Here is a 25,960-nt window from a genome sequence, read left to right as displayed (position 1 = left end):
TTCTTAGATCAGCGGGCGGCATGACCGCCCGTTGATTAGCTACTCCGCCAGGCCGCGATTCTTCAGCATCGGCTCCAGCTGCGGCTGGCCGCCACGCCAGCTTTCATACAGGGTTTTCAGGTCGCTGCTGTTGCCACGCGACAGGATTTTCTGACGGAAAATCTCGCCATTTTCCCGTGTCAGTCCGCCCTGTTCAACAAACCACTGGTAACCGTCATCAGCCAGCATCTGGGTCCAGATATAGGCGTAGTAACCGGCGGCATAGCCTCCGCCCCAGATATGTTGAAAATAGCTGGAGCGGTAGCGTGGCGGCACCGCCGCTAATGCCAGATTGTCGCTCTGCAGCGCCTGCTGTTCAAAACCGTCCACGCTTTGCGGTGCCCGGTCGCCTGGCAGACTGTGCCAGTGCAGATCGAGCAGCGCGGCCGCCAGCAACTCACTCATCTCGTAACCTTTGTTGAATTTTCCGGCGCGGATGATTTTTTCGTGCAGCGCGGCGGGCATCGGTTCTCCGCTCTGATAGTGGCGGGCGAAATGGCGGAACACCTGCGGCTCACTGGCCCAGTGCTCATTAATCTGCGACGGAAACTCCACAAAATCGCGCGGCGTCTCGGTGCCTGACAGGCTCGGATAGCGCTGGCTGGCGAACAGGCCGTGCAGCGTATGTCCAAACTCGTGAAACATCGTGATCACCTCATCCCAGCTCAGCAGCGCCGGTTCACCGGCTGGCGGTTTGGTGTAGTTGCAGACGTTGTAGATCACCGGCTTGCTCTCCAGCAGCGTCGACTGGTTAACAAAATTGCTCATCCACGCCCCGCCGCCTTTGCTGTCGCGCTTGAAGAAGTCGGTATAGAACAGCGCCAGCGGTGTTTGATCGGCATCGAAAATTTCGTATACCTGCACATCGGGATGGTAAACCGGCAGATCCTGGCGGGGCGAAAACCGGATGCCATAGAGCTGCGTGGCCGCCCAGAACACGCCATTCTGCAGCACCGAGTTCAGCTCGAAGTAAGGTTTGATCTGGCTCTCATCGAGATCGTACTGCGCGTGACGCACCTGTTCGGCGTAAAAATTCCAGTCCCAGGCGCGCAGCGTAAAGCTCTGCTGCTGGCGATCGATAGTCTGCTGGATAGCCGCCGCTTCACGTTCAGCCCGCGCACGGGCGGCAGGCACGATGTTACGCATAAAGGCAAACGCAGCGTCCGGGGTTTTCGCCATCTGGTCCTGCAATTTCCACTCGGCATAACTGGCAAAGCCCAGCAGCCTGGCCTGTTCGGCCCGCACCTGAGCCAGACGCAGCACCAGCTCACGCGTGTCATTTTCGTCGCCCTTTTCGGTTCGGGTCATGCCCGCTTTAAACAGCGCCTCGCGGGTTTCGCGATCGCTCAGGCTTTGCAGCGCCGGTTGCTGAGTGGTGTTCTGCAGCACCAGCAGCCAGGCATTCTCCAGCCCGCGGGCGCGCGCTTCTGCCTGCGCGACCGCCAGGTCTGCAGCGGAAAGCCCCGCCAGTTTCTCTGCCTGATCCACCACCAGACCGCCCGCCTTGGTAGCAGCCAGCAGCCTGTTGGTAAAGCGGGTACTGAGACGCGCCGCTTCCTGATTCAGGGCTTTTAGCTGCTGTTTCTGCGCTTCGGGCAGATTGGCACCCGCCAGCTGAAAGCGCTGCCAGATCACCTCAACCAGCCGCCTGGATTCAGCATCAAGCTGGGCGCGCTGCAGATAGACCGCATCGAGCCGTGAGAACAGCGGCCGGTTAAGCATGATCTCGTCGTTGAGTGCGGTCAGCTCCGGTGCGATCTCTTCATCCACCTGTTGCAGATAGGGGCTGGTGTGCGCCGAGGTCATGGCGCTGAACACCAGATTAACCCGGTTCAGCAACTGCCCGCTCTTCTCCAGCGCCTCATAGGTATTGAGGAACGTTGGCTCGTCACTGCATGTGGCGATCGCCTCAACTTCCCGACGCTTTTCTTCAATGCCTGCCTGCAAGGCGGGCAGAAAATCCTGCTGCTGAATCTGGTCAAACGGCGGCGCCTGATAAGGCAAGGGGCTGACGCTAAAGAAAGGATTCTGACGGGCGTTCATGATTCGCTCCTGAATGGGCATCGCAAAGCCTTATCCTGGCAGGTTGCGGGCAGTTGAACAACTCAGGCCAGGTGCTGCTGATAAACGCTGATCACTTCACCGGCAATCGCTACGGCGATCTCGGCGGGCAGCTTGCCTTTGACGTCCGGCAGGCCAATCGGACAGCGCAATTTCGCCAGCCGATCGGCCTGCGCGCCCTTGCCCGCCAGCCGGTAGCGGAAGCGCTGGCTTTTGGTCTGCGAGCCAATCACGCCCGCATAGCGAAAATCGCCGCGTTTCAGCACCGCCTCACACAGTTCGAAATCGAGCGGATGATGATGGGTCATAATAATGAAATAGCTGTCGGGAGCCGCCTGCGCCACGCAGTCGAGCGGGTCTTCCGGTTGCAGCGTGACCACGCCTGGCGGCACCCGCTCAAACTGGCCGGGACGGCTATCGATCCAGCGAATGTGACAGGGTAACGTTGCCAGCAAATTAACCAGCGCCTGGCCGACATGACCGGCGCCGAACAGCAGGATCTCAGGCTGACACTGCAACAGCGGCTCAAACAAAAGCGTGGTTTTGCCGCCGCAGCACTGACCCAGCCGTGCGCCGAGGCTGTACTCCTCGGTATGCGGTGCGCGGGCTCCGCTCTGCAACATGGCGCGCGCCTGGGCAATACACTGAAATTCAAGCTGGCCGCCGCCAATCGTCAGAAAGTTCTCCTGCAGCGTGACTACCATCTTGCTGCCGCTGTCGCGCGGTACTGAACCGCGCTCACTGAGCACGGTGATCAGCACGCAGCTCTGGCGCTTTTCACGCAGCTGGTGCAGCACGCTTATCCAGTCATGGTAGATCATCACAGGCTCCTGCCAGCTGCAGCACCGCGTTCAGTACCCGTTCCGGCGTGGCGGGCGCGTCCAGCAGCGGAGGATGCGCATAACCGGCCACGCTGGCCACCGCATCCTGTAGCGCGCACCAGGCCGCAATGCCCAGCATAAAGGGCGGCTCGCCGACGGCTTTGGAGTGGAAAACCGTATCCTGCGGATTTTTGCGGTTCTCCACCAGCGTCACCCGCAGATCGGCCGGCACGTCGCTGATGGCCGGAATTTTGTAGCTGGCCGGCCCATCGGTCAGCAACTGCCCCTTCTGGTTCCACACCAGCTCTTCACAGGTCAGCCAGCCGACGCCCTGCACAAAACCGCCTTCGACCTGACCGATATCGATGGCCGGATTCAGTGAGGCCCCCACGTCATGCAGGATGTCAGCGCGCAACAGACGATATTCGCCAGTTAAGGTATCGATCACCACTTCACAGCAGGCCGCGCCGTAAGCGAAGTAGTAAAAGGGCTTACCGCGCCCGGCCAGTCGATCGTAATGAATGCCCGGCACACGATAGTAACCGGTGGCGGATAGCGGCACCTGATTGAACCACGCCAGCTGCGCCACTTCTGCGAAGGTGTAATGTTTTTCCCCGGCGCGCACAATGCCGTTACGGAAACTGACCGCCGATGCTTCACACTGATGCAGCTGACACAGCATCTGCGTCATGCGTTCGCGCAGGATCTCCGCCGCATTCTGCGCCGCCTTACCGTTGAGATCGGCCCCGCTGGAGGCCGCCGTCGGCGAGGTGTTCGGCACTTTGCCGGTATCGGTGGCGGTGATCTGAATCTTATCGACCTCAATCTGCAGCACTTCAGCCACGATCTGAATGACTTTGGTGTTGAGCCCCTGACCCATCTCGGTGCCGCCGTGGTTGAGCTGCACCGTGCCGTCGGTGTAGATCAGGATCAGCGCGCCCGCCTGGTTAAGGAAGCTGGAGGTAAACGAGATGCCGAATTTAACCGGCGTCAGCGCCAGACCGCGTTTCAGCAGCGGGCTGCGGGCATTGAACGCCTGAATCTCCGCCCGCCGCGCCTGATAATCACTGCTCCGTTCCAGCTGTTCGGTGATTTCGTCCAGCAGATTATCCTCAACCTGCTGATGATAATGGGTGATATTGCGATCCTGCTTACCGTAGTAATTGCGCTTGCGCAGCGCCAGCGGATCGAGGCCGCGGTGCCGCGCGATGTGATCCATGATCTGCTCAATCGCCACCATGCCCTGCGGACCGCCAAAACCCCGATAGGCAGTATTTGAGGCTGTATTTGTGCGGCAGCGATAGCCGGTTATCAGCGCATCGCCGAGGTAATAGGCGTTGTCGGCGTGGAACATCGCCCGATCGACGATCGATCCACTGAGATCGAGTGAATAACCGCAGTTACCCGCCAGGTCAATCTTCACCCCACATAACAGCCCGTCATCCTCAACACCGACCTCGTAACGGACAAAAAACGGATGCCGTTTGCCGGTGATGCGCATGTCGTCGCGGCGGGAAAGCCGCATCTTCGCCGCCCGGCCAGTCTGGCGCGCCACGATGGCGCAGAGACAGGCCACGCCCGCCGCCTGGGTCTCTTTGCCGCCAAATCCGCCGCCCATCCGCCGCATATCAATTGTGACCTGATTCAGGCTGATGCCCATCACTTCCGCCACCAGCTTCTGCACTTCAGTGGGATTCTGAGTCGAGGAAAAGACCTGCAGCTGCTGATCTTCGCCGGGAATGACCATTGCCGTCTGGGTTTCCAGATAGAAGTGTTCCTGACCGCCAATATGAAAGGAACCGCTGATGCGATGCGGGGCGCGTGCCAGCGCGGCATCAACGTCACCGCGCCGATGAACGTGCGGCTCCTGCACAAAGCTGCCCTGCGCCAGCGCCTGTTCAACATCCAGCAGCGGTTCAAGCACCTCATATTCAATCACGGCAGCGGCGGCGCCCAGCCGGGCAGCGTCCGGGGAATCGGCCGCCACCGCAATCACAATCTGACCCATATATTCGACTTTGTCGTGCGCCAGCAGCGGATCGCCCGGCTCCAGCGGACCAACATCATTGATGCCGGGCACATCCTGCCAGGTCAGCACGCTGACTACGCCGGGAATGGCGTAGCACGGCTCAACATCAATCCGGGTTATGCGCGCATGGGCGTGTTCACTCAACCGCGGACAGAGGTGCAGCATACCGGGCAGCTCAGGCTTGTCGTCGATAAACCGCGCCTCGCCGGAGACATGCATCTCAGCGCTTTCATGTTTATTGCTGCGGCCAACACCGCTCTGGATGCCGGCGGTATGCTGCGCTTTGCGCACCTCTTCACTCAGTTCAGGACGGTTATGAGACATAGCGGGCCACCTCGATACAGGTTAATTCGCCGTTGTAGCGATGGTAGTAGCGCCGTAACAGATTACGCGCCACCTGCAGGCGGTAGTCAGCGCTGGCGCGGAAATCGGAGAGCGGCTGGAAATCTTCCGCCAGCGCGGCGGCCGCGCGTGACACCGTCACGGCGTTAAAGGGTTGATCCAGCAGGGCCTGTTCGCAGTGCGTTGCCCGTTTCGGCGTCGCGGCCATGCCGCCAAAAGCGATGCGCGCCGCGCGTACCTGACCCTGCTCAATCTCCAGGTTAAAGGCCGCAAACACCGCTGAAATATCATCATCCAGCCGCTTAGAGACTTTCCAGGCCACAAAGTCAGGTGACACCGTCACTTTATCGATACGTATCGCCCGGATAAACTCGCCCGGCAACAGTCTGGTCTGCCGGTAACCGGTGAAAAACTGGTCCAGCGGCAGCAGCCGTTGCTGCTCGCCCTGCTGCAGCAGCAGAGTGGCGTTCAGCGCCAGCAGCATCGGTGAGGCATCACCAATCGGCGAGGCGTTGGCGATATTGCCGCCCAGCGTACCCTGCAGCCGGATCTGTAACGACGCGAAACGTTGCAGCATTTCGCTGATGCCCGGAATCCGGTCGGTCAGAAATTCGGCAACCTGCTGCAGAGAGGCGCTGGCACCGAGCAGATAGTGATCGTCAAATTCACTGCACACTTTCAGCGCCGCAACCTGCTCCAGCGCGATCAGCACCGGTATGCGCTGATGCTGCTGGGTGATGGTGAGGCTCAGATCGGTGCCACCGGCAATCAGCCGCGCCTCAGGATGTTCCAGATAGATCTGCGCCAGCTGGGCCGGGGTTTTAGGCAGATAACAGTGCCGCCCGTCGCCGCTGAGCTGCTGCATCTCCTGATTCGCCAGTGCCGTCAGCCGTTGCGCCACGCTGGCCGCATGGTGATCGAACGGGTCGCTGACCGGCTGTGAACAGAGCTGCTGCGCGGCCGCCATGATTGGCCGGTAACCGGTACAGCGACAGAGATTGCCCGCCAGCGCACTCTCCGCCTGATGGCGATCCCAGCCGCTGACCGATTTTTGCAGACTGAACAGCGACATCACAAAGCCGGGCGTGCAGAAGCCGCATTGCGAGCCGTGGCAATCCACCATCGCCTGCTGCGCCGGATGCAGAGCACCGCCGTGACGCAGATCCTCGACGGTGATCAGCTGCTTGCCCTGTAGCGTGGAGACCAGCGTCAGACAGCTATTGACCGTTTCATACTGCATCGCGCCATTGACCGCTTTACCGAGCGTGACGCTACAGGCACCGCAGTCACCTGAGGCGCAGCCCTCTTTGGTACCGGTGCGGCGCAGATGACCGCGCAGATAGTTAAGTATCGTCAGATTAGGATCTAACGCCTCTTCGGTGACTAATTGATTATTTAACAGGAACTGGATCATGCCGCTTGCTCTCCCGCGTCGCGCTGCCATACCGGACGCCCGTTGACCCAGGTCTGGGCGATATTGCGGTCATCGCCGAGCGTCATCAGAACAAACAGTTTTTCCCAGATATCTTTGCTGTTGCCGATACGCAAAGTCTGTAAGGCGGAAACGGCCGGATCGAGCACCACAAAATCCGCCTCTTTACCCGGATTGAAATTGCCAATGGCGTGATCGAGATCCAGCGCCCGCGCGCCGCCCAGCGTGGCGTGATAAAAGGCTTCGGCGGCGCTCAGCTTATACTGCTGTAGCTGGCCCACTTTGTAGGCTTCGCCCAGCGTTTGCAGCATGCTGAAGGTGGTGCCGGCGCCCACATCGGTGCCAATACCGACTTTAACGCCCTGCTGCCAGCTGCGTTTAAGGTTAAACAGCCCGCTGCCAAGAAACAGGTTTGAGGTCGGGCAGAAAGCGATGGTGGAATCAGTGTCGTGCAGGCATTGCCATTCGCCGTCGTCGAGATGGACGCAGTGAGCAAACACGCTGCGACGCCCGGTGAGCTGATAGTGATGGTAGACATCAAGGTAGCCGGCGCGCTCCGGGAACAGCTGCTTCACCCAGGCGACCTCCTGCGGATTTTCGCTCAGATGAGTATGCAGCCAGGTATCCGGGAACTCCTGCCGCAGTTGCTGCACTTTTTCCAGCAGCTGTGGCGAGGAGGTCGGGGCGAAACGTGGCGTCAGCGCGTAGCTCAGTCGTCCGCGCTGGTGCCAGCGCTCAATCAGCGCGCGGGTCTGCTGATAACTCTGTTCCGGAGTTTCGGTCAGATTGTCAGGCGCGTTACGATCCATCATCACTTTGCCGGCAATCAGCCGCATGTTCAGCGCTTCCGCCGCGCTGAACAGCGCCTCAACCGACTGGGGATGCACGGTGCCAAACACCAGCGCGCTGGTGGTGCCATTCGACAGCAGCTGATGCAGGAAAAAGGCCGACATCCGGGCCGCGTGGTCCGGACAGTGATACTGCGCCTCTACCGGAAACGTATAGTGGTTGAGCCACTCCAGCAGCTGTTCGCCGAACGCGCCGATCATTTCGGTCTGCGGATAGTGAATGTGGGTATCGACGAAGCCCGGTACGATCAGCTTGCCGCGCAGGTCAATGACCGGCTGACCCGCCAGTGCGGCACTGCACGCCTCCCACGGCGCTAACCCCACCACGCGTCCGTCGCGCAGCCGCAGCACGCCATCCTCCAGATAGCGCGCGGCAGAGAGCAGCCCGTCGGGCTGGTCCACCACCGAGGTGAAGTCAAAAAAACTGGCGCGTATCGCCGTATCTGTCGCTGGTGACATGACTTTTCCTTTCTGAAAGCACTGCGGCCTTCTTTTCATTATGCAGATGATTGCCTTAATACTCTGTTGCAACTGCCGTGCCAGATCGCAATCACCACTTTTAACTTTATTATCAAAGAGTTAAATAAAATTGCGCTTGTTGCGCAACTGATGCAGGGCAACAGGGCCCCGCAACCGATTGCTTTGCAATCGCAATCGGTTGCCTGGCAAGCTCGTCACGAATCGGGCGGGTTTAAGCGGCTGAATGCGCGCCTGCGCTGCCCCGTTTGTGTGCAGTGCGCCCCAAAACAGCGCAGCTGGCGGGCCGGTAAAATGCCTTTACAACCCGATCGGTTTTTCGGCGGGCGCAAGCGGAAATGAAATGCTATGGTGAAGCCATCGACTCTGAAAATGGCATAAGGAACAGTGAGATGATTATTTTTGTCACCGGCGCGACCGCCGGTTTTGGTGAAAGCATCACCCGTCGCTTTATCGCAAAGGGTCACAAAGTGATTGCCAGCGGACGGCGTGCCGAGCGGCTGAAAGCGCTGAAAGATGAGCTGGGCGAGCATCTTTATACCGTGCAGCTTGATGTGCGGAACCGCGCGGCAATTGAAGAGGCGGTGAATCAGCTGCCTGCCGACTGGCGTGACATCGACGTGCTGGTGAATAACGCCGGTCTGGCGCTGGGGATTGAGCCCGCGCACCGCGCCAACGTCGAAGACTGGGAAAACATGATCGACACCAACACCAAAGGGCTGGTCTATATGACGCGCGCCCTGCTACCGCAGATGGTGGAGCGTAACGTCGGCCATGTGATCAATATCGGTTCAATCGCCGGTAGCTGGCCTTATGCCGGTGGCAACGTCTATGGCGCGACCAAAGCCTTTGTGCGTCAGTTCAGCCTGAATCTGCGTACCGATCTGCACGGCACGGCGCTGCGCGTCACCGACATCGAGCCGGGACTGGTCGGCGGCACCGAGTTCTCTAACGTGCGCTTCAAGGGCGACGATGATAAAGCGGGCCAGGTCTATGAAGGCGCCACCGCTTTAACGCCGGAAGATGTCACCGAAGCGGTCTACTGGGTCGCCACGCTGCCTAAGCATGTCAACATCAATACCCTTGAGATGATGCCCGTCAGCCAGACGCTGGCCGGTCTCAAGGTGCACAAGCCGTAACCCTCAGGGCCAGCCGCACCGGCTGGCCCTATCCGCGTCCCCAGCCCAGCACGATAATCAGCATACCGATAAAGGCGACGATCGCCCCGCTCCAGTCCCAGGCGCTGAGTTTCACGCCATCGACCACCCGTAACCACAGCAGTGCAGTCAGCACGTAAACCCCGCCATAGGCGGCATACACCCGTCCGCTGGCCGCGGGATGCAGCGTCAACAGCCAGACAAACAGCGCCAGGCTGGCGGCGGCGGGCAGCAGCAGCCAGACGGAGCCGCCCTTTTTCAGCCACAGCCACGGCAGGAAGCAGCCGATGATTTCCGCCAGCGCGGTGATAAAAAACAGCACGGCGGTTTTAATCAGCACCCCGACCTCTCATAAACGTAAACAAACCACTCACGGCTGGTGAGCAAAGAAACGGCGATGATATACTAACGCTACCCGCGGCAACAGCCGTTCCCATTGGTGATGTCTGCGTTAACTGAAGGAAAGCGCAATGAAAAAATTTATCCCGGTCCTGTTGGTGAGCCTGCTGTCAGCGGCAGCATTCAATGCCAGCGCTACCACCAATCGCCTGATCATTGAAGATGGCAGCAGCGCCGCCAGTAATGAAGCGGCGCGTCAGGATAAAGAGCAGTGGAATGACACGCGGATGCTGCGTAACAAAGTGAACAGCCGCGTTGAGAAGGAATTTGATAAGACCGATCGTGCTTTTGATACCCGCGATAAGTGTGAGCAGAGCCTGAATCTCAACGCCTACTGGGAGCCGAATACCCTGCGTTGTCTGGATCGCCGCTCCGGCCGACCGATTGCACCCTGATTTTCAGCTATAGTAATGACGGACAACTAACATAAGGAATACGTGATGAAGCTACAGAGGGTTTTGTTAACCGCGACGTTGTTTGCGCTGCCGGTACTGGCACAGGCATCCTGTGAATCGGTAAAAACCGAGATCAGCCAGAAAATTATTCAGAACGGTGTGCCCGAATCGGGTTTTAGTCTCGACATCGTCGCCAACGATCAGGTTGATCAGGCTGGCGGTCAGGTGGTGGGACATTGTGAGAACGACACACAAAAGATTGTTTACAAGCGCATGGGGCGTGACGATGACGCCAGCGTGCCAGACAGTGCCGGCAGTTCACAGGACGCGCCCGCACAGTAAATTGCCAGGGCGACGACCTGTCGCCCTGCTCCGCTATTCTGCATGTTCCGGCCGCTGACGCGGCATCATCCACGCCACGCCCAGCGCAAACAGCGCTATCACCAGTGCCACCACAAACACCCAATGCAGTGAGCTCGCAATCGCCTGCACCATCTGCTGTAGCGTCTCCGGGGCCAGCTGACGCCGACTCTCATCCGCCATAATCTGCTGCACCGGGTCCTGCGCCTGCGGCAGTCGCCACTGCAGATTGAGGTTCAGCACCGCGCCCATGATGGCGGTGCCAATCGCCGAACCCATCATCCGGCTGAACATAATCGAGGCGGTACAGATGCCGCGAATCTGGTAATCCGCCTGATTCTGTACCGATACCAGAAAGGTGGTGCTGGTCATGCCCATGCCGGTACCGATGACAAACGCGGTAAAGCCCGCCTGATACAACGAACTGTCAGGCTGCAACAGCAGCAGTAATCCACTGCCGGTAATCAGCAACAGCGCGCCCAGTTGTGCGGTGAAACGGTATGAGGTGCGCAGCATCAGACGGCCGCTCAGGGTACTGGCCAGCGGCCAGCCAATCGACATCATCGCCAGCGCACTGCCCGCCTGCAGTGGCGAACCGCCGCCGATACCCTGAATCCAGGTCGGCAGAAAAGCGCTGATCCCCATCATGGCGGCCCCGATGATCAGGTTGCCGGCGTTACCGGCAATAATCAGCCGGCTGCGCCAGATAATCAGTGGGAACAACGGTGCGTCAGCCTGCTGCTCGTGGCGCTTGAGCCGCCAGCCAGCAAACAGGGAAAACAGCAGGAACGGGATCAGCCAGTAGCCCAGCTGTTCAGCCTGCAGCAGCGCAACCAGCAGTGCGCTGACGCACAGCATCAGCCAGCCACTGCCCGCCAGGTTCAGCGGCTGCGCCTGCGCCTCCTGTTGATGCGCCGGTAACCAGCGAGCCAGCATCAGCATACTGATCAGCCCTATTGGCAGATTGACCCAGAAAATCACCGACCAGCTAAAGTGCTGTACCAGCCAGGCGCCGGTCAGCGGACCGACGATGGCGGCCACGCCCCAGACGCTGGAGAGCCAGCCCTGCACGCTGGCGCGCTCACGCGGTGAGTAGATGTCCGCCACGATAGTTGAGCTGAGCGGCATGATGGCACCGGCTCCCAGTCCCTGAAAAGCGCGGAACAGAATCAGCCAGGTCATGGTATGGGCAAAGCCACACAGCACCGAGCCGATCAGGAACAGCGTGGTGCCGATAAAAAACATCCGCTTACGGCCATAGATATCCGCCAGTCGTCCGTAGAGCGGGACGCTGACCGCCTGCGTCAGCAGATAGATGGAGAATACCCAGCCAAACTGCGAAAAGCCGCCCAGTTCAGCAATAATGGTCGGCATCGCGGTGGCAACAATGGTGACCTCAATCGCCGCCATAAACATGGCCAGCATACAGGCGATTAAAATCCAGTGGCGGTGCCCGGTCTGAATCTGTGCGCTTTCAGTCATAGAGATCCTTTTTTAAGCTGCAACACTAGCGCAGATTGAGTGAATGCAGTTTCCCGTCAGTGCGCATCACGGGCGCAATGTGTGACGTTGTCACCAAAAGTCGATGAAAAATTTTCATTGATGTGTTAGCCCAATCACCACGCGGCCTTAACACTATTTTAACCTGTTTTTCACCGACTGCTTTAGGGCGTTAAAGCTAGCGCGGCTCGCTTAGGGCTGCTATAGCATTAAAGCCTGTTTTTCAGCGTTCAGTTAAAAATCGTCGATAAACAGTCATTTGATGTGCATTTTATCGCAGTTTCGGTATTGGAAGCGGCGGCGGGTTTTGCTGCTTCTGTCGGGCTGCTAGTGATGGGTATAACAATTGAGATCGTAATCAGGGAGAGTCCCTTATGCAAAATGCTTCACTGGCCCGCCGCGCTGGTCTGGCACTGCTGGCTGTGGCCGCGGTGATTGGCGCGCTAATCTGGGGCCTTGGCTGGGACCAGTTAGTCGCCAGAAAAGTTGATCTGCTCTATCTCGGCCAGCAACACCTGTTTTTAGTCTTCTGGTCAATGCTGTTTGCTCTGCTGGTCGGTATTCCCAGCGGCATCATTCTCAGTCGCCCTTTCGCCCGTCGCTGGGCCGAATATGTGATGCAGATTTTTAACGTCGGTAATACGCTGCCGCCGCTGGCGGTGCTGGCATTAGCGATGGTGATTATCGGCATCGGCGACCGTCCGGCGCTGATTGCGCTGTTTCTCGCCTCTCTGCTGCCTATCGTACGTAACACTTTCTCCGGCCTGAGTGCGGTTCCCTCTTCCCTGATCGAAGCCGCCAACGGCATTGGTATGACCAAAATGCAGCGTTTGCGCCAGGTCGAACTGCCTGATGCGCTGCCGGTTATCCTCGCGGGCGTGCGTATTGCCACCGCCATCAATGTGGGTACCGCGCCGCTGGCGTTTCTGATTGGTGCCAGCAGCTTCGGCGAACTGATTTTTCCCGGCATCTACCTCAACGACTTCCCGACGCTGATCCTGGGTGCGGCGGCGACTGCGCTGGTGGCGCTGGTGCTGGATATGCTGCTGGCCGCGCTCGGCCGCTTTCTCAGTCCGCACGCTGCGGCATAACAATAAGGAATTTGCGATGCTTACGCGCTGGATAAAAAAGAGTGCCCTGACCCTGCTGGCGACGCTGGCATTAAGTCAGACCGCCCAGGCGGCGGCCCCGCTGGTGATGGCCACCAAGAGCTTTACCGAGCAGCACATCCTGTCGGCGATGACGGTGCTGTGGTTACAGAAGAAAGGCTTTGAGGTGATCCCAAAGCGCAATATCGCCACCACTATTGGCCGGAATGCGCTGCTGAATAAGCAGATCGATATGACGTGGGAGTACACCGGAACTTCACTGATCATTTTCAACCATATCAACCAGCCGATGTCGTCAGAGCAGGCCTATGACACGGTTAAAAAACTCGATGCGAAACTGGGCCTGGTGTGGCTTCAGCCCGCCCCGATGAACAATACCTATGCTTTCGCCATGACCCGGCAGCGGGCAGAGAAAGAGGGCATCACCACGATGTCGCAACTGGTGGCCAAAATTGAACAGGTGCGCCAGCGCGATCCCGACCATAACTGGCGACTGGGGCTGGACCTGGAGTTTTCAGGCCGCTCAGACGGCATGAAGCCGCTGCAGAAGACTTACAACCTGGCGCTGGATCGGCCGCAGATCCGCCAGATGGACCCTGGCCTGGTCTATAACGCCATCCGCGATGGCTTCGTCGATGCCGGTCTGATCTACACCACCGACGGCCGGGTGAAAGGCTTTGACCTGAAAGTGCTGGAGGATGATAAGCATTTCTTCCCGAGCTATAACGTCACGCCGGTGGTGCGTAAGGATGTGCTGGAGAGCCATCCTGGCCTGGAAGCGGCGCTGAACCAGCTCTCCCCACTGATTACCGATGAGTCGATCACCGAGATGAACAAGCGGGTCGATATCGATCACCAGTCACCGGAACAGGTGGCGCGTGATTTCCTTAAATCTAAAAACATGCTGTAAGGAGGCACTGTGGATACCCTTCACTACATCATGGATAACTGGAGCAGCCTGCTGACGCTGAGCTGGCAACACACCTGGCTGGTGCTGGTCGCTGTCGGGCTGGCAATTGTCATCGGCGTGCCGCTCGGCATTCTGATTGTCCGGGTGCGCTGGCTGGCGACGCCGATCCTCGGTATTGCCACCGTGGTGCTGACCATCCCGACCATCGCGCTGTTTGGCCTGATGATCCCGCTGTTTTCGCTGATCGGTCAGGGCATTGGTGCGCTGCCAGCGATTACTGCGGTGTTTCTCTACTCGCTGCTGCCGATTGTGCGTAACACCCATACCGCGCTGGAGAACCTGCCCGGCGGTCTGCGTGAAGCCGGTCGCGGCATCGGCATGACTTTCTGGCAGCGGTTACGCTGGGTGGAAATTCCGATGGCCCTGCCGGTGATCTTTGGCGGCATCCGCACCGCGGTGGTGATGAACGTCGGCGTGATGGCGATCGCTGCGGTGATTGGCGCCGGTGGGCTGGGCCAGCTGCTGCTGGATGGCATCAGCGGCAGTGATATTCGTATGTTAATCGCCGGGGCGTTAATGATTTGCCTGCTGGCAATTGTTCTTGACTGGCTGCTGCACCGTTTGCAGCAGGCGCTGACTCCTAAGGGAATTCGATAATGATTACACTGGAAAACCTGACGAAAACCTTTACCCAGAAAAACGGCACCACCATGAAAGCCGTGGATAATGTCAGCCTGGAAGTCCCTGCCGGTGAGATGTGCGTATTGCTTGGACCGTCGGGCTGCGGCAAAACCACCACCCTGAAGATGATTAACCGGCTGATCCCGGCGACCAGCGGCCGGATTCTGATTAATGGCGAAGACACCAGTAACCAGGATACCACCACCCTGCGCCGCAACATCGGTTACGTAATCCAGCAGATCGGTCTGTTCCCGAACATGACCATCGAAGAGAACATAACCGTGGTGCCGCGTATGCTGGGCTGGGACAAGAAGCGCTGCCGGGAACGGGCCACCGAACTGATGAGCATGGTGGCGCTCGACCCGAGCAAATTCCTGCATCGCTATCCGCGTGAAATGTCAGGCGGCCAGCAGCAGCGTATCGGCGTGATTCGTGCGCTGGCGGCAGATCCACCGGTGCTGCTGATGGATGAGCCTTTTGGTGCCGTTGACCCGATCAACCGCGAAGTGATCCAGAACGAGTTTCTCGATATGCAGCGTCAGCTGAAGAAAACCGTGATGCTGGTGAGCCATGACATCGACGAAGCGCTGAAGCTGGGTGACCGGATTGCGGTCTTTGGTCAGGGGAAAATCGTGCAGTGCGCCAGTCCGGATGAGCTGCTGGCGACGCCGGCCAATGATTTTGTTGGCTCCTTTGTCGGCCAGGACCGGACGCTGAAGCGCCTGCTGCTGGTGCAGGCGGGTGACGTGACCGATCAGCAGCCGACCATCACCGTCCGGCGTTCCACTCCGCTCGAAGAGGCTTTCGGCACCATGGATGAGAATGACATGCGCTCGATCACCGTGGTGGATGAGGATGGCAAACCGCTCGGCTTTGTGAAGCGACGTGAAGCGCGTCACGCCAGCGGCCGCTGTGAAGAACGCCTGCACACCTTTAAGGTGACCGGTAAAGCGGAAGAGAACCTGCGCGTGGTGCTGTCAAAACTGTATGAGCACAATACCGTCTGGATGCCGATCGTCGATGAAGAGGGCCGCTACAGCGGTGAAATTTCGCAGGATTATATCGCGGACTACCTCAGTTCAGGCCGGACCCGCCGCCGCCTGAATCCGTAATGAAAAATCCGTCATAAAAAAAGGGCCATCACGGCCCTGATGCCCGTCAGTGAGGCAACCGGTGATAACGCACTCTGGTGCCGCTCCGTGCTGGCGGTCATCGCGCGGTACCTTCACTTTATTCTGCCTGACGGACCGCCGGGATGGCACATCCTGTGTCGCCCCGCCTGTCGCCCGCGTGCTGCGGGCTCTCCTTCATTCTGTACAGCGCTGCGGATTGCCTGCCCCGGAGCGGCATCAACCTGCTCTGAGCTTCAGTGCGTGCTGTTAAAAAAGGTTATGCCTGTTCTTCGCTGCCGCTCAGCGCTGACGCCTCTGACGCCGTTTCGGCACGCGCCTCGTCTGGTAGCACCATATTCAGCAGGATCGCCAGCAGTCCGCCAGTGGTCACCGCATGACCAAACAAGGTATTGATCAGCGGCGGAAGCTGCTTCAGCACCTCCGGCACCGCTTCAACGCCCAGACCGACGCCAAACGACACCGCCACGATCAGCATCTCACGACGGCCTAATGGCGTTTGCGTCATCACCCGGATGCCCGCCGCAACCACGCTGCCGAACATGACAATCGTCGCCCCGCCCAGTACCGGCGGCGGGATTTGCTGCAACAGTGAGCCAATCGCCGGGAACAGGCCGAGCAGCGCCAGCATCATGCCCAGTACCATCCCGACATAACGGCTGGCGACACCGGTCATCTGGATCACGCCATTGTTTTGCGCAAAGGTGGTGTTGGGAAAGGCCGAGAAGATCGCAGCCAGCACGCAGCTCAGGCCGTCGGCGACGATACCGCCCTGCAGCCGCTGCTGAAACGCCGCGCCGCTGATGGGCTGTTGTGAAATCAGGCAATTCGCTGTGAGATCCCCTACCGCCTCAATCACGGCAATGACCGAGACCAGCGCAATCGGCAGGAAAAGGGTCCAGTCAAAGGCAAAGCCAAACTTAAACAAGGCAGGCAGCACCAGCCAGTCGCTGCTGTCAGGCGCTTTCAGCTGCAGATGGCCGGTTAATGCCGCTGCAATGCAGCCGACCACAATACCGGTCACGACCGCAATCAGGCGCGCCCAGCGGTTGCGCGAACGGTTCAGCGCCACAATCACCAGCAGCGTCAGCCCACCCAGCGCCAGATTGCCCGGCGCGCCAAAATCGCGGGCGTTGTGTCCGCCAGCCCAGTCGGTAATGCTGACTTTAATCAGGCTGATACCGATCAGAGTAATCACCGTGCCGGTCACCACCGGCGTCAGCACTTTTCGTAACTGACCCACGCAGCGGCTGATCAGAATCGGGATCAGTGCCGCCACCAGGTTGCAGCCGAACAGCATCGCCAGGATCTCTTCAGGCGATCCCCCGCGCGCTTTCACCATCAGCCCGCCCGATATCAGCACGCCAAGAAAGGCAAAGCTGGTGCCCTGCAGGCAGATCATGCCCGCCCCGACGCCCATAAAACGCCTGGCCTGCAGGAATGTCCCCAGGCCTGAAACAAACAGGGACATGCTAATCAGATAAGGGATATAGGCCTGCAGACCCAGCACCGAACCGATAATTAACGGCGGCGTGATGATCCCGACGACGCTGGCCAGCAGATGCTGTAAGGCGGCGAAAAACGCCGGGACGGGACCAATACGGGCGTCAAGTCCGTACAACAAACCTTTCTCGTGCGATTGCGACATGATGGTGCTCCGGCAACAGTTATTAGCGGAGTTAATGCATTTTTTACGCCATCACGTCAGCCTCACCTCGCTTTTCCCGCCAGGTGATTGAATATTTAAGATAATATTTTTGTGACACGCCGGTAATCAACCTGCAACGTTACGTTCACTACCGGCAGATATGAGTTATTTTGTTTCATGATCAGGCGATCTTTGCACTCACAGCGTGCAGGTCAGGCCGATCCAGCAGTGAAATATCGATATAGGGCGTCAGATCGCGCTGCTCTGCACGCGGCAGATAAGGCAGTTCACCCAGCAGTGGCGCACGAATTTTTTCACGCAGCACTTCTATGATGTCGCTGTACTGCGCCAGCCCCGGATTGATGCGGTTAGCAACCCAGCCAACCAGCGGTAATCCATCCTGCAGGATAGCCTCTGCCGTTAAGAGCGCATGGCTGATGCAGCCCGGCTGGATGCCAACCACCAGCACCACCGGGAGTTGCTGCTCGATGACCCAGCAGGAGAGCGGCCGCGCATCGTTCATCAGGCTACGCCAGCCACCGGTGCCTTCGACCACCACCCGGTCCGCCTGCTGCGTCAGGTTGGTTAAGCCCTGAGTCAGAGCGTCATAATCAATAATCGGGCCGTTGTGGGTTGAGATTTCCTGCTCTTCAAACAGCAGCGGATTGATGGCCTGATACGGCAATGCCACAGAGGACGCGCTTTGCAGCACCTGCGCATCTTTATTGCGCAGGCCGTCAGCGGTTTTCACTGCGCAGCGCGCCACGGGTTTGTACCCGACCGCACTGAAGTTTGCCTTGATAAAACTTTGTAACAGGGCGCGTGACACCACGGTTTTACCCACTGCGGTATCGGTGCCGGTAACAAATAGTCTCTTCACTCCACTCTCCTCTTAAACCGTTAATGGCTAATCGACGATTAACCGTGCGGATAAGCGGCATTTTAAGGAATGGTTGATGAGAACAGATTGCGTTAGCGCAAGATTAGTCTGGCTTAACCTTGCAATAGCTTCACTAACAGGTAACCGCTATAGAGCGCGTCCTTAATCAGCGCCGCGCCACCCAGCGTGCCTGGCTCGCTAAAGGCGGTGGGTGCCAGCTGGATAACGGCACTGTAGGCCGGCAGAGACTGTTGCAGAATGGTGTTGCTGACCGCCGGAAACAGCACCTCTGCCGCGGCATTCAGCGGCGAACCAATAAGAATCTGTTGCGGATTAAAGATATTGACCATCATCGCCAGAATTCGCCCGACATGATGCCCGACGCTGGCGATGGTATCGCGTGCCAGCCGATCGCCCGCCTGGGCCGCCTCACAGAGCGATGCCAGCGTCAGCGGCTGCTGATTAAGCAGGCTGTCGGGCTGGGTCGGCAGACGCTGAGCAGCCAGCGCCAGCAAACTGCCGATGCTAGCGACCGTCTCAAGACAGCCATGATTCCCGCAGTAACACTGCTGACCGTAAGGATCGATCTGAGTATGGCCGATCTCCACCAGCGCCCGGCCGCGTTTATGCAGCAGCTGACCGCCGCTGATAACGCCAGCCCCTACCGTTTCATCAATCACAATCTGAATCACATCTTCGGCGCCGCGAGAAGCACCGAACAGCGATTCGGCCAGCGTCCAGGCGGAAATATCATGCTGCACAAACACCGGTAAGCCGGTACGGGCTGCCAGCGCGTCACCCAGCGGCATGTCACGCACCTGATAGCCCGGCAGGCGATGCACCACGCCAGAGGCGGCGTTAATTAAGCCCGGCAGGGTGACCGCGATGGCGGTCAGGCGTTCCAGCTTCTGCTGATGACGAATAAAGAAGGCGTCAACCTGTTCAATCAGCGCGGTCAGTAGCGGCTGCGCCGCTTCGTCCGGCAGCGGCAGCGTATCTTCTGCCAGTTCGCGGCTGCTGAGGTCACGCAGGGTAAAGGTCATGGCACCGCGATGAAGGCGAATCGCCAGATAGTGCCAGGCATCGGTATCCAGAATCAGCCCAATCGCCGGACGACCCCGGCTGCCTGGCTCCTGAAACTCCGTTTCCTGGACCAGATGGGCATCCAGCATTTCACGGACGATCTTGGTGATACTGGCCGGCGCAAGCTGGGCGCGTCGGGAAAGTTCGATGCGCGAAATAGGACCGTATTGATCAATTAATCGGTAAACGACGCCTGCATTGGTTTGCTTAATTTGGTCAATATGGCCAGGTTGACTGTCCAGATTCACAACCCTGCTCCCGGTTATTTTCGCGCTTCTAAATAAACATGCGTCATGGTGAGGCAGATCAGGCGGCAGCGTCAAATATTTGATTAGAAATGTGATTTATCGCACATATTGTCGTGGAGACTGGCCGAAGTTACGCCTTATTTTGCTGCAGCAACGCCATCATATGGCGCATCTGTTCATTTATTTCGCGCTCTGCGGACCAGACCAGCCAGAGCTCGGAAAGGGCATCGCGCTCTTCCAGCGGCAGCCAGACCACATCCGCCAGCTGCGCCCGGCGAAAAGAGGCTGGCAAAATCGACACGCCTAACCCGGTCGCCACCAGTCCCAGAATAGTCATCGCCTCGCCCACTTCCTGGGTGATGTAGGGTTTAATCTGATAACGGTGCAGCAGCGCCAGAATCTCACTGTAGAGCGCGGTGCCGACCTGGGGATCAAAAAAGACAAAAGGCTCAGCCGCCAGCGCGGCAACGGAGATTTTCTCTGCTGTCGCCAGCGGATGGGCCCAGTGCACCACCGCATAGAGCGGCTCGCTCAGCAGCAGCTGGTGGCGTAAATCCGCCGGTAACGGCGTGTTGCGCATCACCCCGAGGTCCAGCCGCCCATCATGAAGCGGTGCCAGCTGCTGACGGGTATTGATCTCCTGCATCTGAATATGCACCTGCGGCCAGCGCTGACGGAACTGGTAGAGCGCATCTGACACCACTGCGGTAAAGGGTGCCGAAGAGGTAAAACCGATGCGCAGTTCGCCCTCTTCACCGCGATGCAGCCGCGCCGCCCGATCTGACGCCTGTTCAACCTGCAACAGGATTGCGCGGGCATCCTGCAACAGCTGCTGTCCGGCAGCCGTCAGCTGCACGCTGCGGTTGGTGCGATTAAACAGACGGGCTCCGGTCTCATTTTCCAGCTGAATAATCTGCTGGCTCAGGGGTGGCTGAGAGATATTCAGTCGCAACGCCGCCCGGCCAAAATGCAATTCTTCGGCCACGGCAATGAAGTAGCGCAGGTGACGCAGCTCAATATTCATATGTTAAACGTCTTATTTGAGATTATTAATATATTAGACATCATAATCACCCTTTTTTAAGCTGACGACAGGTTTTTTTATCACTAAAGGAAAGATCGTGAGTCGCACTACTCAGGCCGCTACCGTCGAGGATCAGGTTGCCGGCAGACCGACAGCATCACCAGCCTCATCAGGCTGGATTACCCGCGGTACGCCGCAATTTATGCGCGTCACGCTGGCCCTGTTTTCAGCCGGTCTGGCGACCTTTGCCCTGCTCTATTGTGTGCAACCGATTTTGCCGGTGCTGTCACAGCAGTTTGGCGTGTCGCCAGCGGCCAGCAGCCTGTCGCTCTCTATCTCCACCGGGCTGATGGCGCTCGGCCTGCTGGTAACCGGGCCGCTCTCTGATGCCGTCGGGCGTAAATCTGTGATGGTGACCGCCCTGATGCTGGCGGCGATTTGTACGCTGATCTCCGCCACCATGACCAGCTGGCACGGCATTCTGATTATGCGCGCGCTGATGGGGCTGTCACTGAGCGGCGTCGCAGCGGTCGGCATGACCTATCTGAGCGAGGAGATGTCACCGCGGGTTGTCGCGTTCTCGATGGGGCTCTATATCAGCGGCAACTCAATCGGCGGCATGAGTGGTCGCCTGCTGAGTGGCGTTCTGACTGACTTCTACTCCTGGCGCGTTGCGATTGCGGTTATCGGCTGTTTTTCACTGGCCTCGGCGCTGATGTTCTGGAAAATCCTGCCACCGTCGCGCCATTTTCGCGCCACCTCGCTGCGCCCGCGCAACCTGCTGATTAATTTTCGCCTGCACTGGCGCGATGAAGGGTTGCCGTGGCTGTTTGCTGAAGGGTTTCTGCTGATGGGCGCGTTCGTCACCCTGTTTAACTACATCGGCTATCGCCTGCTGGCTGCGCCCTGGCACCTGAGTCAGGCCGTTGTGGGCCTGCTGTCAGTGGTCTACCTCACCGGTTCCTGGAGTTCCCCCAAAGCGGGTGCGTTAACCGGCCGGATGGGCCGTGGCCCGGTGATGTTCGGTGCCACCGCGATTATGCTGGCAGGCCTGCTGTTCACTGCATTTAATTCGCTGTGGCTGATTCTGCCTGGCATGATGCTATTCACCGCCGGCTTTTTTGCTGCTCATGCGGTGGCCAGCAGCTGGATAGGACCGCGAGCGCGTCGGGCGCGGGGTCAGGCTTCTTCGCTCTATCTGTTCAGCTATTACGTCGGTTCCAGCGTGGCCGGGACGCTTGGCGGGCTGTTCTGGCACAACTATGGCTGGATCGGCATCACGCTGTTTATCAGCGCCCTGCTGCTGCTGGCGCTGCTGGTTGCGTGGCGACTGCAATCTAAACAGCTCTGAGGTCAGCCAGACTGACCGCGCGACCCGGAACGCTTTTGGGCCGCTTTTGCCGCAGGCGACACAACCTTCAGATCCAGCCGTAACAAAACGCGGTTTTCCCGCTATAATCGGTCTGATTGTGATATTTGCTTACATTTGTCGCTTAACACAGCAAAAAGGAACGCCTGTGGCTCTCTACTATTACGTGAACAAACAATCAGGCTACAACGAAAACCATGTGGTCCATGCCGCTGGCTGTGCGTTTCTGCCGCTGCCCGCTGACAGACTGTTTCTCGGCAGCTTTTATCAGGTCAACGCGGCTCTATTACAGGCGAAAAAGTATTACCCAGGCGCGATGGGCTGCGATACCTGCTGTCCGCTGAACGGTAAATCCGGCCTTAATCAACAGCAAAGCGTGGCCCTGAAACATACCCTGACGTCACGCTAGCGTCGTGGCGGCGGAAAAGTTATCCCGCTGCGCTAATTTGTTAAGATTTACCGCTATTTTCCGTTATGTTAGAAGGCCTGATTTTGTTTAGCGGGTTTTACCATGCGGGAAAAATATGCTGGATCTCAAATTGCCCTTCACTGGCTGACCTTTGTGCTGGTGGTCATCGCCTATGCCACGATTGAGCTGCGCGGTTTTGCACAGCGCGGTTCGTGGCAGGGTTATGCCATGATCATTACCCACTTCAGCGCAGGCGCGTCGGTACTGGTGCTGATGATTGCCCGTCTGGTGCTGCGCACCCGTCATCGTACGCCAGCGATTACGCCGGCTATACGTCGCTGGCAAACCGGGCTGGCGCATCTGACCCATACGCTTATTTATGCTCTGTTTATCACGCTGCCGATTCTTGGGCTGACGTCACGCTATCTGAAAGGCCGCGAATGGTGGCTGTTCGGCATCAGTATGCCGGTGGCAGCCGTACCCAATTTTGATCTCGCCGACTGGCTGATTGACTGGCATGAGACGCTGGCACCGCTGGGTTACTGGCTTATCGGACTGCATGCGGTGGCGGCACTGTTTCATCATTATCTGCTGAAGGACAATACGTTGCTGCGAATGATGCCGGCACGCCGACGCGGTCAATAACCTCAGGCTATCGCCCGGCCAACGGGCGATAAAAAATAATCAGGATTAAAAACGGTTTATAAGGTTCCCCTTCCCGGTTTATTCACTACAATAGTCAGTAATTTGTGACGCAGGTCACTTTCGCTGGATGTTTCTGCCACATCCGATTCGCTGTTCTGACTGACTTGACTCCTCATGCAATCAACTACTGTTTCACGTAAAACGGCCTGGCTTCGCGTGGTGTTGCTGGCTATTGCCGCCTTTGTGTTCAACACCACTGAATTTGTGCCAGTTGGCCTGCTCTCCGATATCGCCGCTGATTTTTCGATGCAGACCGCTGATGTTGGCATCATGCTGACCATCTATGCCTGGGTGGTGGCGCTGCTCTCTCTGCCGCTGATGCTTCTGACCCGCAATATTGAGCGACGAATGCTGCTCGGTGTGCTGTTCCTGATTTTTATCGCCAGCCATGTGCTGTCAACGGTAGCCTGGGACTTCCGATCGCTGATCGTTTCACGCATCGGCATCGCGCTTTCCCATGCGGTGTTCTGGTCGATCACCGCCTCGCTGGCGATCCGCGTGGCCCCGGCCGGTAAGAAAACCCAGGCGCTGAGCATGCTCGCCACCGGTACGGCGCTTGCCATGGTGCTGGGCGTACCGATTGGCCGCGTGGTCGGTCAGTATCTGGGCTGGCGTACAACATTTGGCGCTATCGGCCTTTCCGCGCTGGTGCTGATGATCATGCTGGTGCGGATTCTGCCGCGTCTGCCGAGTGAACACACCGGCTCACTGAGCAGCGTACCGATGCTGTTCCGTCGTCCGGCGCTGGTCAGCATGTATCTGCTGGTCACGCTGGTGGTGACGGCGCATTACACCGCCTACAGCTACATCGAACCCTTTATGCAGGCGGTTGCGCATTCGGGCGAAAACTTCACCACTCTGCTGCTGCTGATGTTTGGTTCAGCGGGCATTATCGGTAGCCTGTTGTTCAGTTCGCTGGGCAATAAATTCCCTTCCGCTCTGCTGATTGCCGCGATAGCGCTGATTACGCTCTGCATGGGGCTGCTGATTTTCGCTGCGGTTCGCCCCACGGCGATCTCCATCCTGTGCATTGTCTGGGGGATGGCGATGATGATGATCGGCCTGGGGATGCAGGTGCGGGTATTGTCGCTGGCACCGGACGCGACCGACGTCGCGATGTCGCTGATGTCGGGTATCTACAATATCGGGATTGGCGCAGGTGCGTTGCTGGGGAATCAGGTCAGCCTGCACTTTAAGATGGCCGATGTGGGCAATGTCGGTGGGATGATTGGTCTGGTGGCGCTGCTCTGGTGCGTCTATATTTTCCGCCGCTACCCGCAATTACGCAGCAACGGCTAGAAAAAAGGCTTCAGATAAGGGTTTATCTGAAGCCTGTTTCAGCTTACTTATAAAGTACTGCGGTGCCATGCAGGTTGTTGTTGCCAGAGGTCGAAGTGATGCGGAAAGACTTTGCGCCGACATCGCTGGCCTTTTCTGACAGTTGTTGTTCCAGCGAGGTCAGGTTAGTGCTGCCTGTCGCGCTGATGACGCCGATTTTTTGCTGATCCAGCGGTGAATGTGTCACCTGCTGGGCCGCCACGCTGGCAAAGGAGAGGCTGCTGAGTAGCGCAGCCATCGCCATAATAGTGAATCTTTTCATAACGAACCCCTTCTCAACAATCAATTACTGATAAATCACAGCCGTGCCGTGTAATTTGTTCTGACCACTGGTTGAGGTGATGCGGAACGATTTGGCACCGGCTTCATCCGCTTTGGCATTTAACTGCGCTTCAACAGACTGCAGGTTGCTGCCGCCCTGGACTGAAATAGTGCCGACAGGCTGCTGATTGATTGGGTCACTGCTGACCTGTTCAGCGGCGAATGCGCCAAAAGTCAGAGTAGTCAGTGCGATGGCGGCCAGGCTGAGTTTGATGCTTTTCATGGGTTTCTCTCTCTTCATATTCGGTAGTGGAAAATGTGTGTCGCTATTTAATTAACGATCATTAACTAAATGATAGAACCCTTTGTGGCAGGTCGTCAATATTTATTTAATGAGCGTTATTTTATTCGCGAAGTGGCGTGATTATGGGCTTCAGCCCCCTTTTTCACTTAACCTTAGGGGCGATAAGCGAGCGCCGTCGCACAAAATGGCAATGGGTATTGCGGCTGCGTGAACCGGCCCTTGCACATTTTATTAATGATCGGTAATTTAATAGGGTATTTCACTACCCGAGAGGATCTATGAGCCAGATTCAGGAATGCGACGTGAAGAAGTGCCGCGGTCGTCCCAAAGTTTTCGACCGTGAAGCTGCGCTCGATAAGGCGCTGAACCTGTTCTGGACCCACGGTTACGAGGGGACGTCGCTGGCCGATCTGGTGGCGGCAACCGGGGCAAAAGCGCCCACGCTCTATGCTGAGTTCGCTAATAAAGAGGGATTATTCCGGGCAGCCATGGAGCGCTACGTGGAGAAGTTCAGCGCCTGGCGTGATACGTCACTGGGTAACGATGAGTTGCCGGTCGATCAGGCGATCGAAGGCTATTTTCGTGCCACGGCGGCCTGCTTCACCGATCGCGATTCGCCCGGCGGCTGCTTCTTTATCTGTACGTCGACCACCCTGTCAGCGGCCTCAGCTGAGATCGCCACGATGTTACAGCAGCACCATCAGTCACAGGAGAGTACGCTGAGCCATTTTCTGCTGAGACGTCAGCAACGTGGCGAACTGAGCGAATCGGTAAATATTGCGGCGGTCGCGCGCTATCTGGGTTGTATGCTGCAGGGGATGTCTGTTCGGGCGCGCGAAGGTGCGCCGCGGGCCGATCTGGACAACATCATTGATACGTTGATGGCGATGTGGCCGACGCTGACCGGCTTGTGTCAGCACAAAGCGTAAAATCAGCGTAAAAAAATCAGGGCGGTGATAACACCGTCCTGATTGTTGGTAAGCCGATAGCCTTTCTGTGAC

The 25,960-nt window shown here is 58.1% G+C and carries 25 protein-coding genes; 12 read left to right on the top strand and 13 right to left on the bottom strand.

Going from position 1 to position 25,960, the window contains the following annotated elements:
- Positions 1-39: 39 nt before the first annotated feature.
- From dcp to guaD, 5 genes are all read right to left on the bottom strand, one after another.
- On the bottom strand, positions 40-2,082 hold the full coding sequence (gene dcp, locus LZU96_RS10335; protein WP_233984271.1) for a peptidyl-dipeptidase Dcp: 2,043 nt from the start codon (positions 2,080-2,082) through the stop codon (positions 40-42).
- A gap of 62 nt (positions 2,083-2,144) precedes the next feature.
- Positions 2,145-2,921, bottom strand: a complete 777-nt coding sequence (gene xdhC / locus LZU96_RS10330) for a xanthine dehydrogenase accessory protein XdhC (RefSeq protein WP_233984270.1) — start codon at positions 2,919-2,921, stop codon at positions 2,145-2,147.
- Positions 2,908-5,274: a xanthine dehydrogenase molybdopterin binding subunit gene (gene xdhB, locus LZU96_RS10325; RefSeq protein WP_233984269.1), complete on the bottom strand. Its 2,367-nt coding sequence runs from the start codon at positions 5,272-5,274 to the stop codon at positions 2,908-2,910. The genes xdhC and xdhB overlap by 14 nt, the downstream gene beginning before the upstream one ends.
- On the bottom strand, positions 5,264-6,706 hold the full coding sequence (xdhA, locus tag LZU96_RS10320) for a xanthine dehydrogenase small subunit (protein WP_233984268.1): 1,443 nt from the start codon (positions 6,704-6,706) through the stop codon (positions 5,264-5,266). Before xdhA ends, xdhB begins: the two co-directional genes overlap by 11 nt.
- Positions 6,703-8,031 carry a guanine deaminase gene (gene guaD / locus LZU96_RS10315; RefSeq protein WP_233984267.1) on the bottom strand — a complete coding sequence of 443 codons (1,329 nt, stop codon included), beginning with the start codon at positions 8,029-8,031 and terminating at the stop codon, positions 6,703-6,705. The genes xdhA and guaD overlap by 4 nt, the downstream gene beginning before the upstream one ends.
- Before the next feature lie 410 nt (positions 8,032-8,441).
- Here guaD and ydfG point away from each other — a divergent pair, with 410 nt between their 5' ends.
- On the top strand, positions 8,442-9,188 hold the full coding sequence (ydfG, locus tag LZU96_RS10310; protein WP_233984266.1) for a bifunctional NADP-dependent 3-hydroxy acid dehydrogenase/3-hydroxypropionate dehydrogenase YdfG: 747 nt from the start codon (positions 8,442-8,444) through the stop codon (positions 9,186-9,188).
- Between the two features lie 28 nt (positions 9,189-9,216).
- On the opposite strand, the gene LZU96_RS10305 is transcribed toward ydfG, so the two are convergent.
- A complete protein-coding gene (locus tag LZU96_RS10305) occupies positions 9,217-9,543 on the bottom strand; it encodes a YnfA family protein (protein ID WP_233988173.1) in 327 nt (108 codons plus the stop codon).
- Between the two features lie 133 nt (positions 9,544-9,676).
- Between LZU96_RS10305 and LZU96_RS10300 the strand changes: the two genes are divergently transcribed.
- Positions 9,677-10,000: a DUF1283 family protein gene (locus LZU96_RS10300; protein ID WP_233984265.1), complete on the top strand. Its 324-nt coding sequence runs from the start codon at positions 9,677-9,679 to the stop codon at positions 9,998-10,000.
- 45 nt (positions 10,001-10,045) lie between these two features.
- Positions 10,046-10,342 carry a DUF1161 domain-containing protein gene (locus LZU96_RS10295; protein WP_159859395.1) on the top strand — a complete coding sequence of 99 codons (297 nt, stop codon included), beginning with the start codon at positions 10,046-10,048 and terminating at the stop codon, positions 10,340-10,342.
- Between the two features lie 33 nt (positions 10,343-10,375).
- Here the strand turns inward: LZU96_RS10295 and LZU96_RS10290 are convergent, their stop codons facing one another.
- Positions 10,376-11,842 (bottom strand): MDR family MFS transporter, encoded by a 1,467-nt coding sequence (locus tag LZU96_RS10290; RefSeq protein WP_233984264.1) that lies wholly within the window; start codon positions 11,840-11,842, stop codon positions 10,376-10,378.
- A 392-nt stretch (positions 11,843-12,234) separates the two neighbouring features.
- Between LZU96_RS10290 and LZU96_RS10285 the strand changes: the two genes are divergently transcribed.
- Genes LZU96_RS10285 through osmV form a run of 4 tightly spaced genes read left to right on the top strand, consistent with a single transcriptional unit; the run spans position 12,235 to position 15,672 of the window.
- Positions 12,235-12,951 (top strand): ABC transporter permease, encoded by a 717-nt coding sequence (locus tag LZU96_RS10285; RefSeq protein ID WP_233984263.1) that lies wholly within the window; start codon positions 12,235-12,237, stop codon positions 12,949-12,951.
- Between the two features lie 16 nt (positions 12,952-12,967).
- Complete coding sequence (locus LZU96_RS10280) at positions 12,968-13,879, top strand: glycine betaine ABC transporter substrate-binding protein (protein ID WP_233984262.1); 912 nt, start codon at positions 12,968-12,970, stop codon at positions 13,877-13,879.
- A 9-nt stretch (positions 13,880-13,888) separates the two neighbouring features.
- Positions 13,889-14,536: an osmoprotectant ABC transporter permease OsmW gene (gene osmW, locus LZU96_RS10275; protein WP_094119542.1), complete on the top strand. Its 648-nt coding sequence runs from the start codon at positions 13,889-13,891 to the stop codon at positions 14,534-14,536.
- Positions 14,536-15,672: an osmoprotectant ABC transporter ATP-binding protein OsmV gene (osmV, locus tag LZU96_RS10270; protein ID WP_233984261.1), complete on the top strand. Its 1,137-nt coding sequence runs from the start codon at positions 14,536-14,538 to the stop codon at positions 15,670-15,672. The genes osmW and osmV overlap by 1 nt, the downstream gene beginning before the upstream one ends.
- A gap of 277 nt (positions 15,673-15,949) precedes the next feature.
- On the opposite strand, the gene LZU96_RS10265 is transcribed toward osmV, so the two are convergent.
- The 4 genes from LZU96_RS10265 to LZU96_RS10250 all read right to left on the bottom strand — a co-directional run bounded on the left by LZU96_RS10265 (position 15,950) and on the right by LZU96_RS10250 (position 20,573).
- Complete coding sequence (locus LZU96_RS10265) at positions 15,950-17,338, bottom strand: nucleobase:cation symporter-2 family protein (RefSeq protein ID WP_233984260.1); 1,389 nt, start codon at positions 17,336-17,338, stop codon at positions 15,950-15,952.
- A 181-nt stretch (positions 17,339-17,519) separates the two neighbouring features.
- Positions 17,520-18,218 carry a dethiobiotin synthase gene (gene bioD / locus LZU96_RS10260; RefSeq protein WP_233984259.1) on the bottom strand — a complete coding sequence of 233 codons (699 nt, stop codon included), beginning with the start codon at positions 18,216-18,218 and terminating at the stop codon, positions 17,520-17,522.
- 113 nt (positions 18,219-18,331) lie between these two features.
- Positions 18,332-19,549 carry an ROK family transcriptional regulator gene (locus LZU96_RS10255; protein WP_233984258.1) on the bottom strand — a complete coding sequence of 406 codons (1,218 nt, stop codon included), beginning with the start codon at positions 19,547-19,549 and terminating at the stop codon, positions 18,332-18,334.
- A 130-nt stretch (positions 19,550-19,679) separates the two neighbouring features.
- Complete coding sequence (locus LZU96_RS10250) at positions 19,680-20,573, bottom strand: LysR family transcriptional regulator (RefSeq protein WP_233984257.1); 894 nt, start codon at positions 20,571-20,573, stop codon at positions 19,680-19,682.
- 97 nt (positions 20,574-20,670) lie between these two features.
- Between LZU96_RS10250 and LZU96_RS10245 the strand changes: the two genes are divergently transcribed.
- From LZU96_RS10245 to LZU96_RS10230, 4 genes are all read left to right on the top strand, one after another.
- A complete protein-coding gene (locus tag LZU96_RS10245) occupies positions 20,671-21,924 on the top strand; it encodes an MFS transporter (protein WP_233984256.1) in 1,254 nt (417 codons plus the stop codon).
- A 166-nt stretch (positions 21,925-22,090) separates the two neighbouring features.
- Entirely contained in the window at positions 22,091-22,351 is a 261-nt protein-coding gene (locus tag LZU96_RS10240; RefSeq protein WP_233984255.1) for a hypothetical protein, read from the top strand.
- 102 nt (positions 22,352-22,453) lie between these two features.
- Positions 22,454-22,996 (top strand): cytochrome b561, encoded by a 543-nt coding sequence (gene cybB, locus LZU96_RS10235; protein ID WP_233984254.1) that lies wholly within the window; start codon positions 22,454-22,456, stop codon positions 22,994-22,996.
- Between the two features lie 174 nt (positions 22,997-23,170).
- Positions 23,171-24,355, top strand: coding sequence for a sugar transporter (locus tag LZU96_RS10230; RefSeq protein ID WP_233984253.1), 1,185 nt, complete (start codon positions 23,171-23,173; stop codon positions 24,353-24,355).
- 43 nt (positions 24,356-24,398) lie between these two features.
- Here LZU96_RS10230 and bhsA (LZU96_RS10225) read toward each other — a convergent pair whose 3' ends face one another.
- Positions 24,399-24,656: a multiple stress resistance protein BhsA gene (gene bhsA / locus LZU96_RS10225; protein ID WP_233984252.1), complete on the bottom strand. Its 258-nt coding sequence runs from the start codon at positions 24,654-24,656 to the stop codon at positions 24,399-24,401.
- A gap of 24 nt (positions 24,657-24,680) precedes the next feature.
- Positions 24,681-24,938: a multiple stress resistance protein BhsA gene (gene bhsA / locus LZU96_RS10220; RefSeq protein WP_233984251.1), complete on the bottom strand. Its 258-nt coding sequence runs from the start codon at positions 24,936-24,938 to the stop codon at positions 24,681-24,683.
- 299 nt (positions 24,939-25,237) lie between these two features.
- Here bhsA (LZU96_RS10220) and LZU96_RS10215 point away from each other — a divergent pair, with 299 nt between their 5' ends.
- Positions 25,238-25,888: a TetR/AcrR family transcriptional regulator gene (locus LZU96_RS10215; RefSeq protein ID WP_233984250.1), complete on the top strand. Its 651-nt coding sequence runs from the start codon at positions 25,238-25,240 to the stop codon at positions 25,886-25,888.
- Positions 25,889-25,960: the final 72 nt, after the last annotated feature.

The organism is Pantoea agglomerans (assembly GCF_021397715.1).
In the GTDB taxonomy this organism is placed as follows: domain Bacteria; phylum Pseudomonadota; class Gammaproteobacteria; order Enterobacterales; family Enterobacteriaceae; genus Pantoea; species Pantoea astica.
This window is presented reverse-complemented; position numbering and strand designations above follow the sequence as displayed.

Excerpts from the sequence above, each read along its gene's own strand:
- dcp (WP_233984271.1), bottom strand. The coding sequence starts at position 2,082 with ATGAACGCCCGTCAGAATCCTTTCTTTAGCGTCAGCCCCTTGCCTTAT.
- xdhC (WP_233984270.1), bottom strand. The coding sequence starts at position 2,921 with ATGATCTACCATGACTGGATAAGCGTGCTGCACCAGCTGCGTGAAAAG.
- xdhB (WP_233984269.1), bottom strand. The coding sequence starts at position 5,274 with ATGTCTCATAACCGTCCTGAACTGAGTGAAGAGGTGCGCAAAGCGCAG.
- xdhA (WP_233984268.1), bottom strand. The coding sequence starts at position 6,706 with ATGATCCAGTTCCTGTTAAATAATCAATTAGTCACCGAAGAGGCGTTA.
- guaD (WP_233984267.1), bottom strand. The coding sequence starts at position 8,031 with ATGTCACCAGCGACAGATACGGCGATACGCGCCAGTTTTTTTGACTTC.
- ydfG (WP_233984266.1), top strand. The coding sequence starts at position 8,442 with ATGATTATTTTTGTCACCGGCGCGACCGCCGGTTTTGGTGAAAGCATC.
- LZU96_RS10300 (WP_233984265.1), top strand. The coding sequence starts at position 9,677 with ATGAAAAAATTTATCCCGGTCCTGTTGGTGAGCCTGCTGTCAGCGGCA.
- LZU96_RS10295 (WP_159859395.1), top strand. The coding sequence starts at position 10,046 with ATGAAGCTACAGAGGGTTTTGTTAACCGCGACGTTGTTTGCGCTGCCG.
- LZU96_RS10290 (WP_233984264.1), bottom strand. The coding sequence starts at position 11,842 with ATGACTGAAAGCGCACAGATTCAGACCGGGCACCGCCACTGGATTTTA.
- LZU96_RS10285 (WP_233984263.1), top strand. The coding sequence starts at position 12,235 with ATGCAAAATGCTTCACTGGCCCGCCGCGCTGGTCTGGCACTGCTGGCT.
- LZU96_RS10280 (WP_233984262.1), top strand. The coding sequence starts at position 12,968 with ATGCTTACGCGCTGGATAAAAAAGAGTGCCCTGACCCTGCTGGCGACG.
- osmV (WP_233984261.1), top strand. The coding sequence starts at position 14,536 with ATGATTACACTGGAAAACCTGACGAAAACCTTTACCCAGAAAAACGGC.
- LZU96_RS10265 (WP_233984260.1), bottom strand. The coding sequence starts at position 17,338 with ATGTCGCAATCGCACGAGAAAGGTTTGTTGTACGGACTTGACGCCCGT.
- LZU96_RS10250 (WP_233984257.1), bottom strand. The coding sequence starts at position 20,573 with ATGAATATTGAGCTGCGTCACCTGCGCTACTTCATTGCCGTGGCCGAA.
- cybB (WP_233984254.1), top strand. The coding sequence starts at position 22,454 with ATGCGGGAAAAATATGCTGGATCTCAAATTGCCCTTCACTGGCTGACC.
- LZU96_RS10230 (WP_233984253.1), top strand. The coding sequence starts at position 23,171 with ATGCAATCAACTACTGTTTCACGTAAAACGGCCTGGCTTCGCGTGGTG.
- bhsA (WP_233984252.1), bottom strand. The coding sequence starts at position 24,656 with ATGAAAAGATTCACTATTATGGCGATGGCTGCGCTACTCAGCAGCCTC.
- bhsA (WP_233984251.1), bottom strand. The coding sequence starts at position 24,938 with ATGAAAAGCATCAAACTCAGCCTGGCCGCCATCGCACTGACTACTCTG.
- LZU96_RS10215 (WP_233984250.1), top strand. The coding sequence starts at position 25,238 with ATGAGCCAGATTCAGGAATGCGACGTGAAGAAGTGCCGCGGTCGTCCC.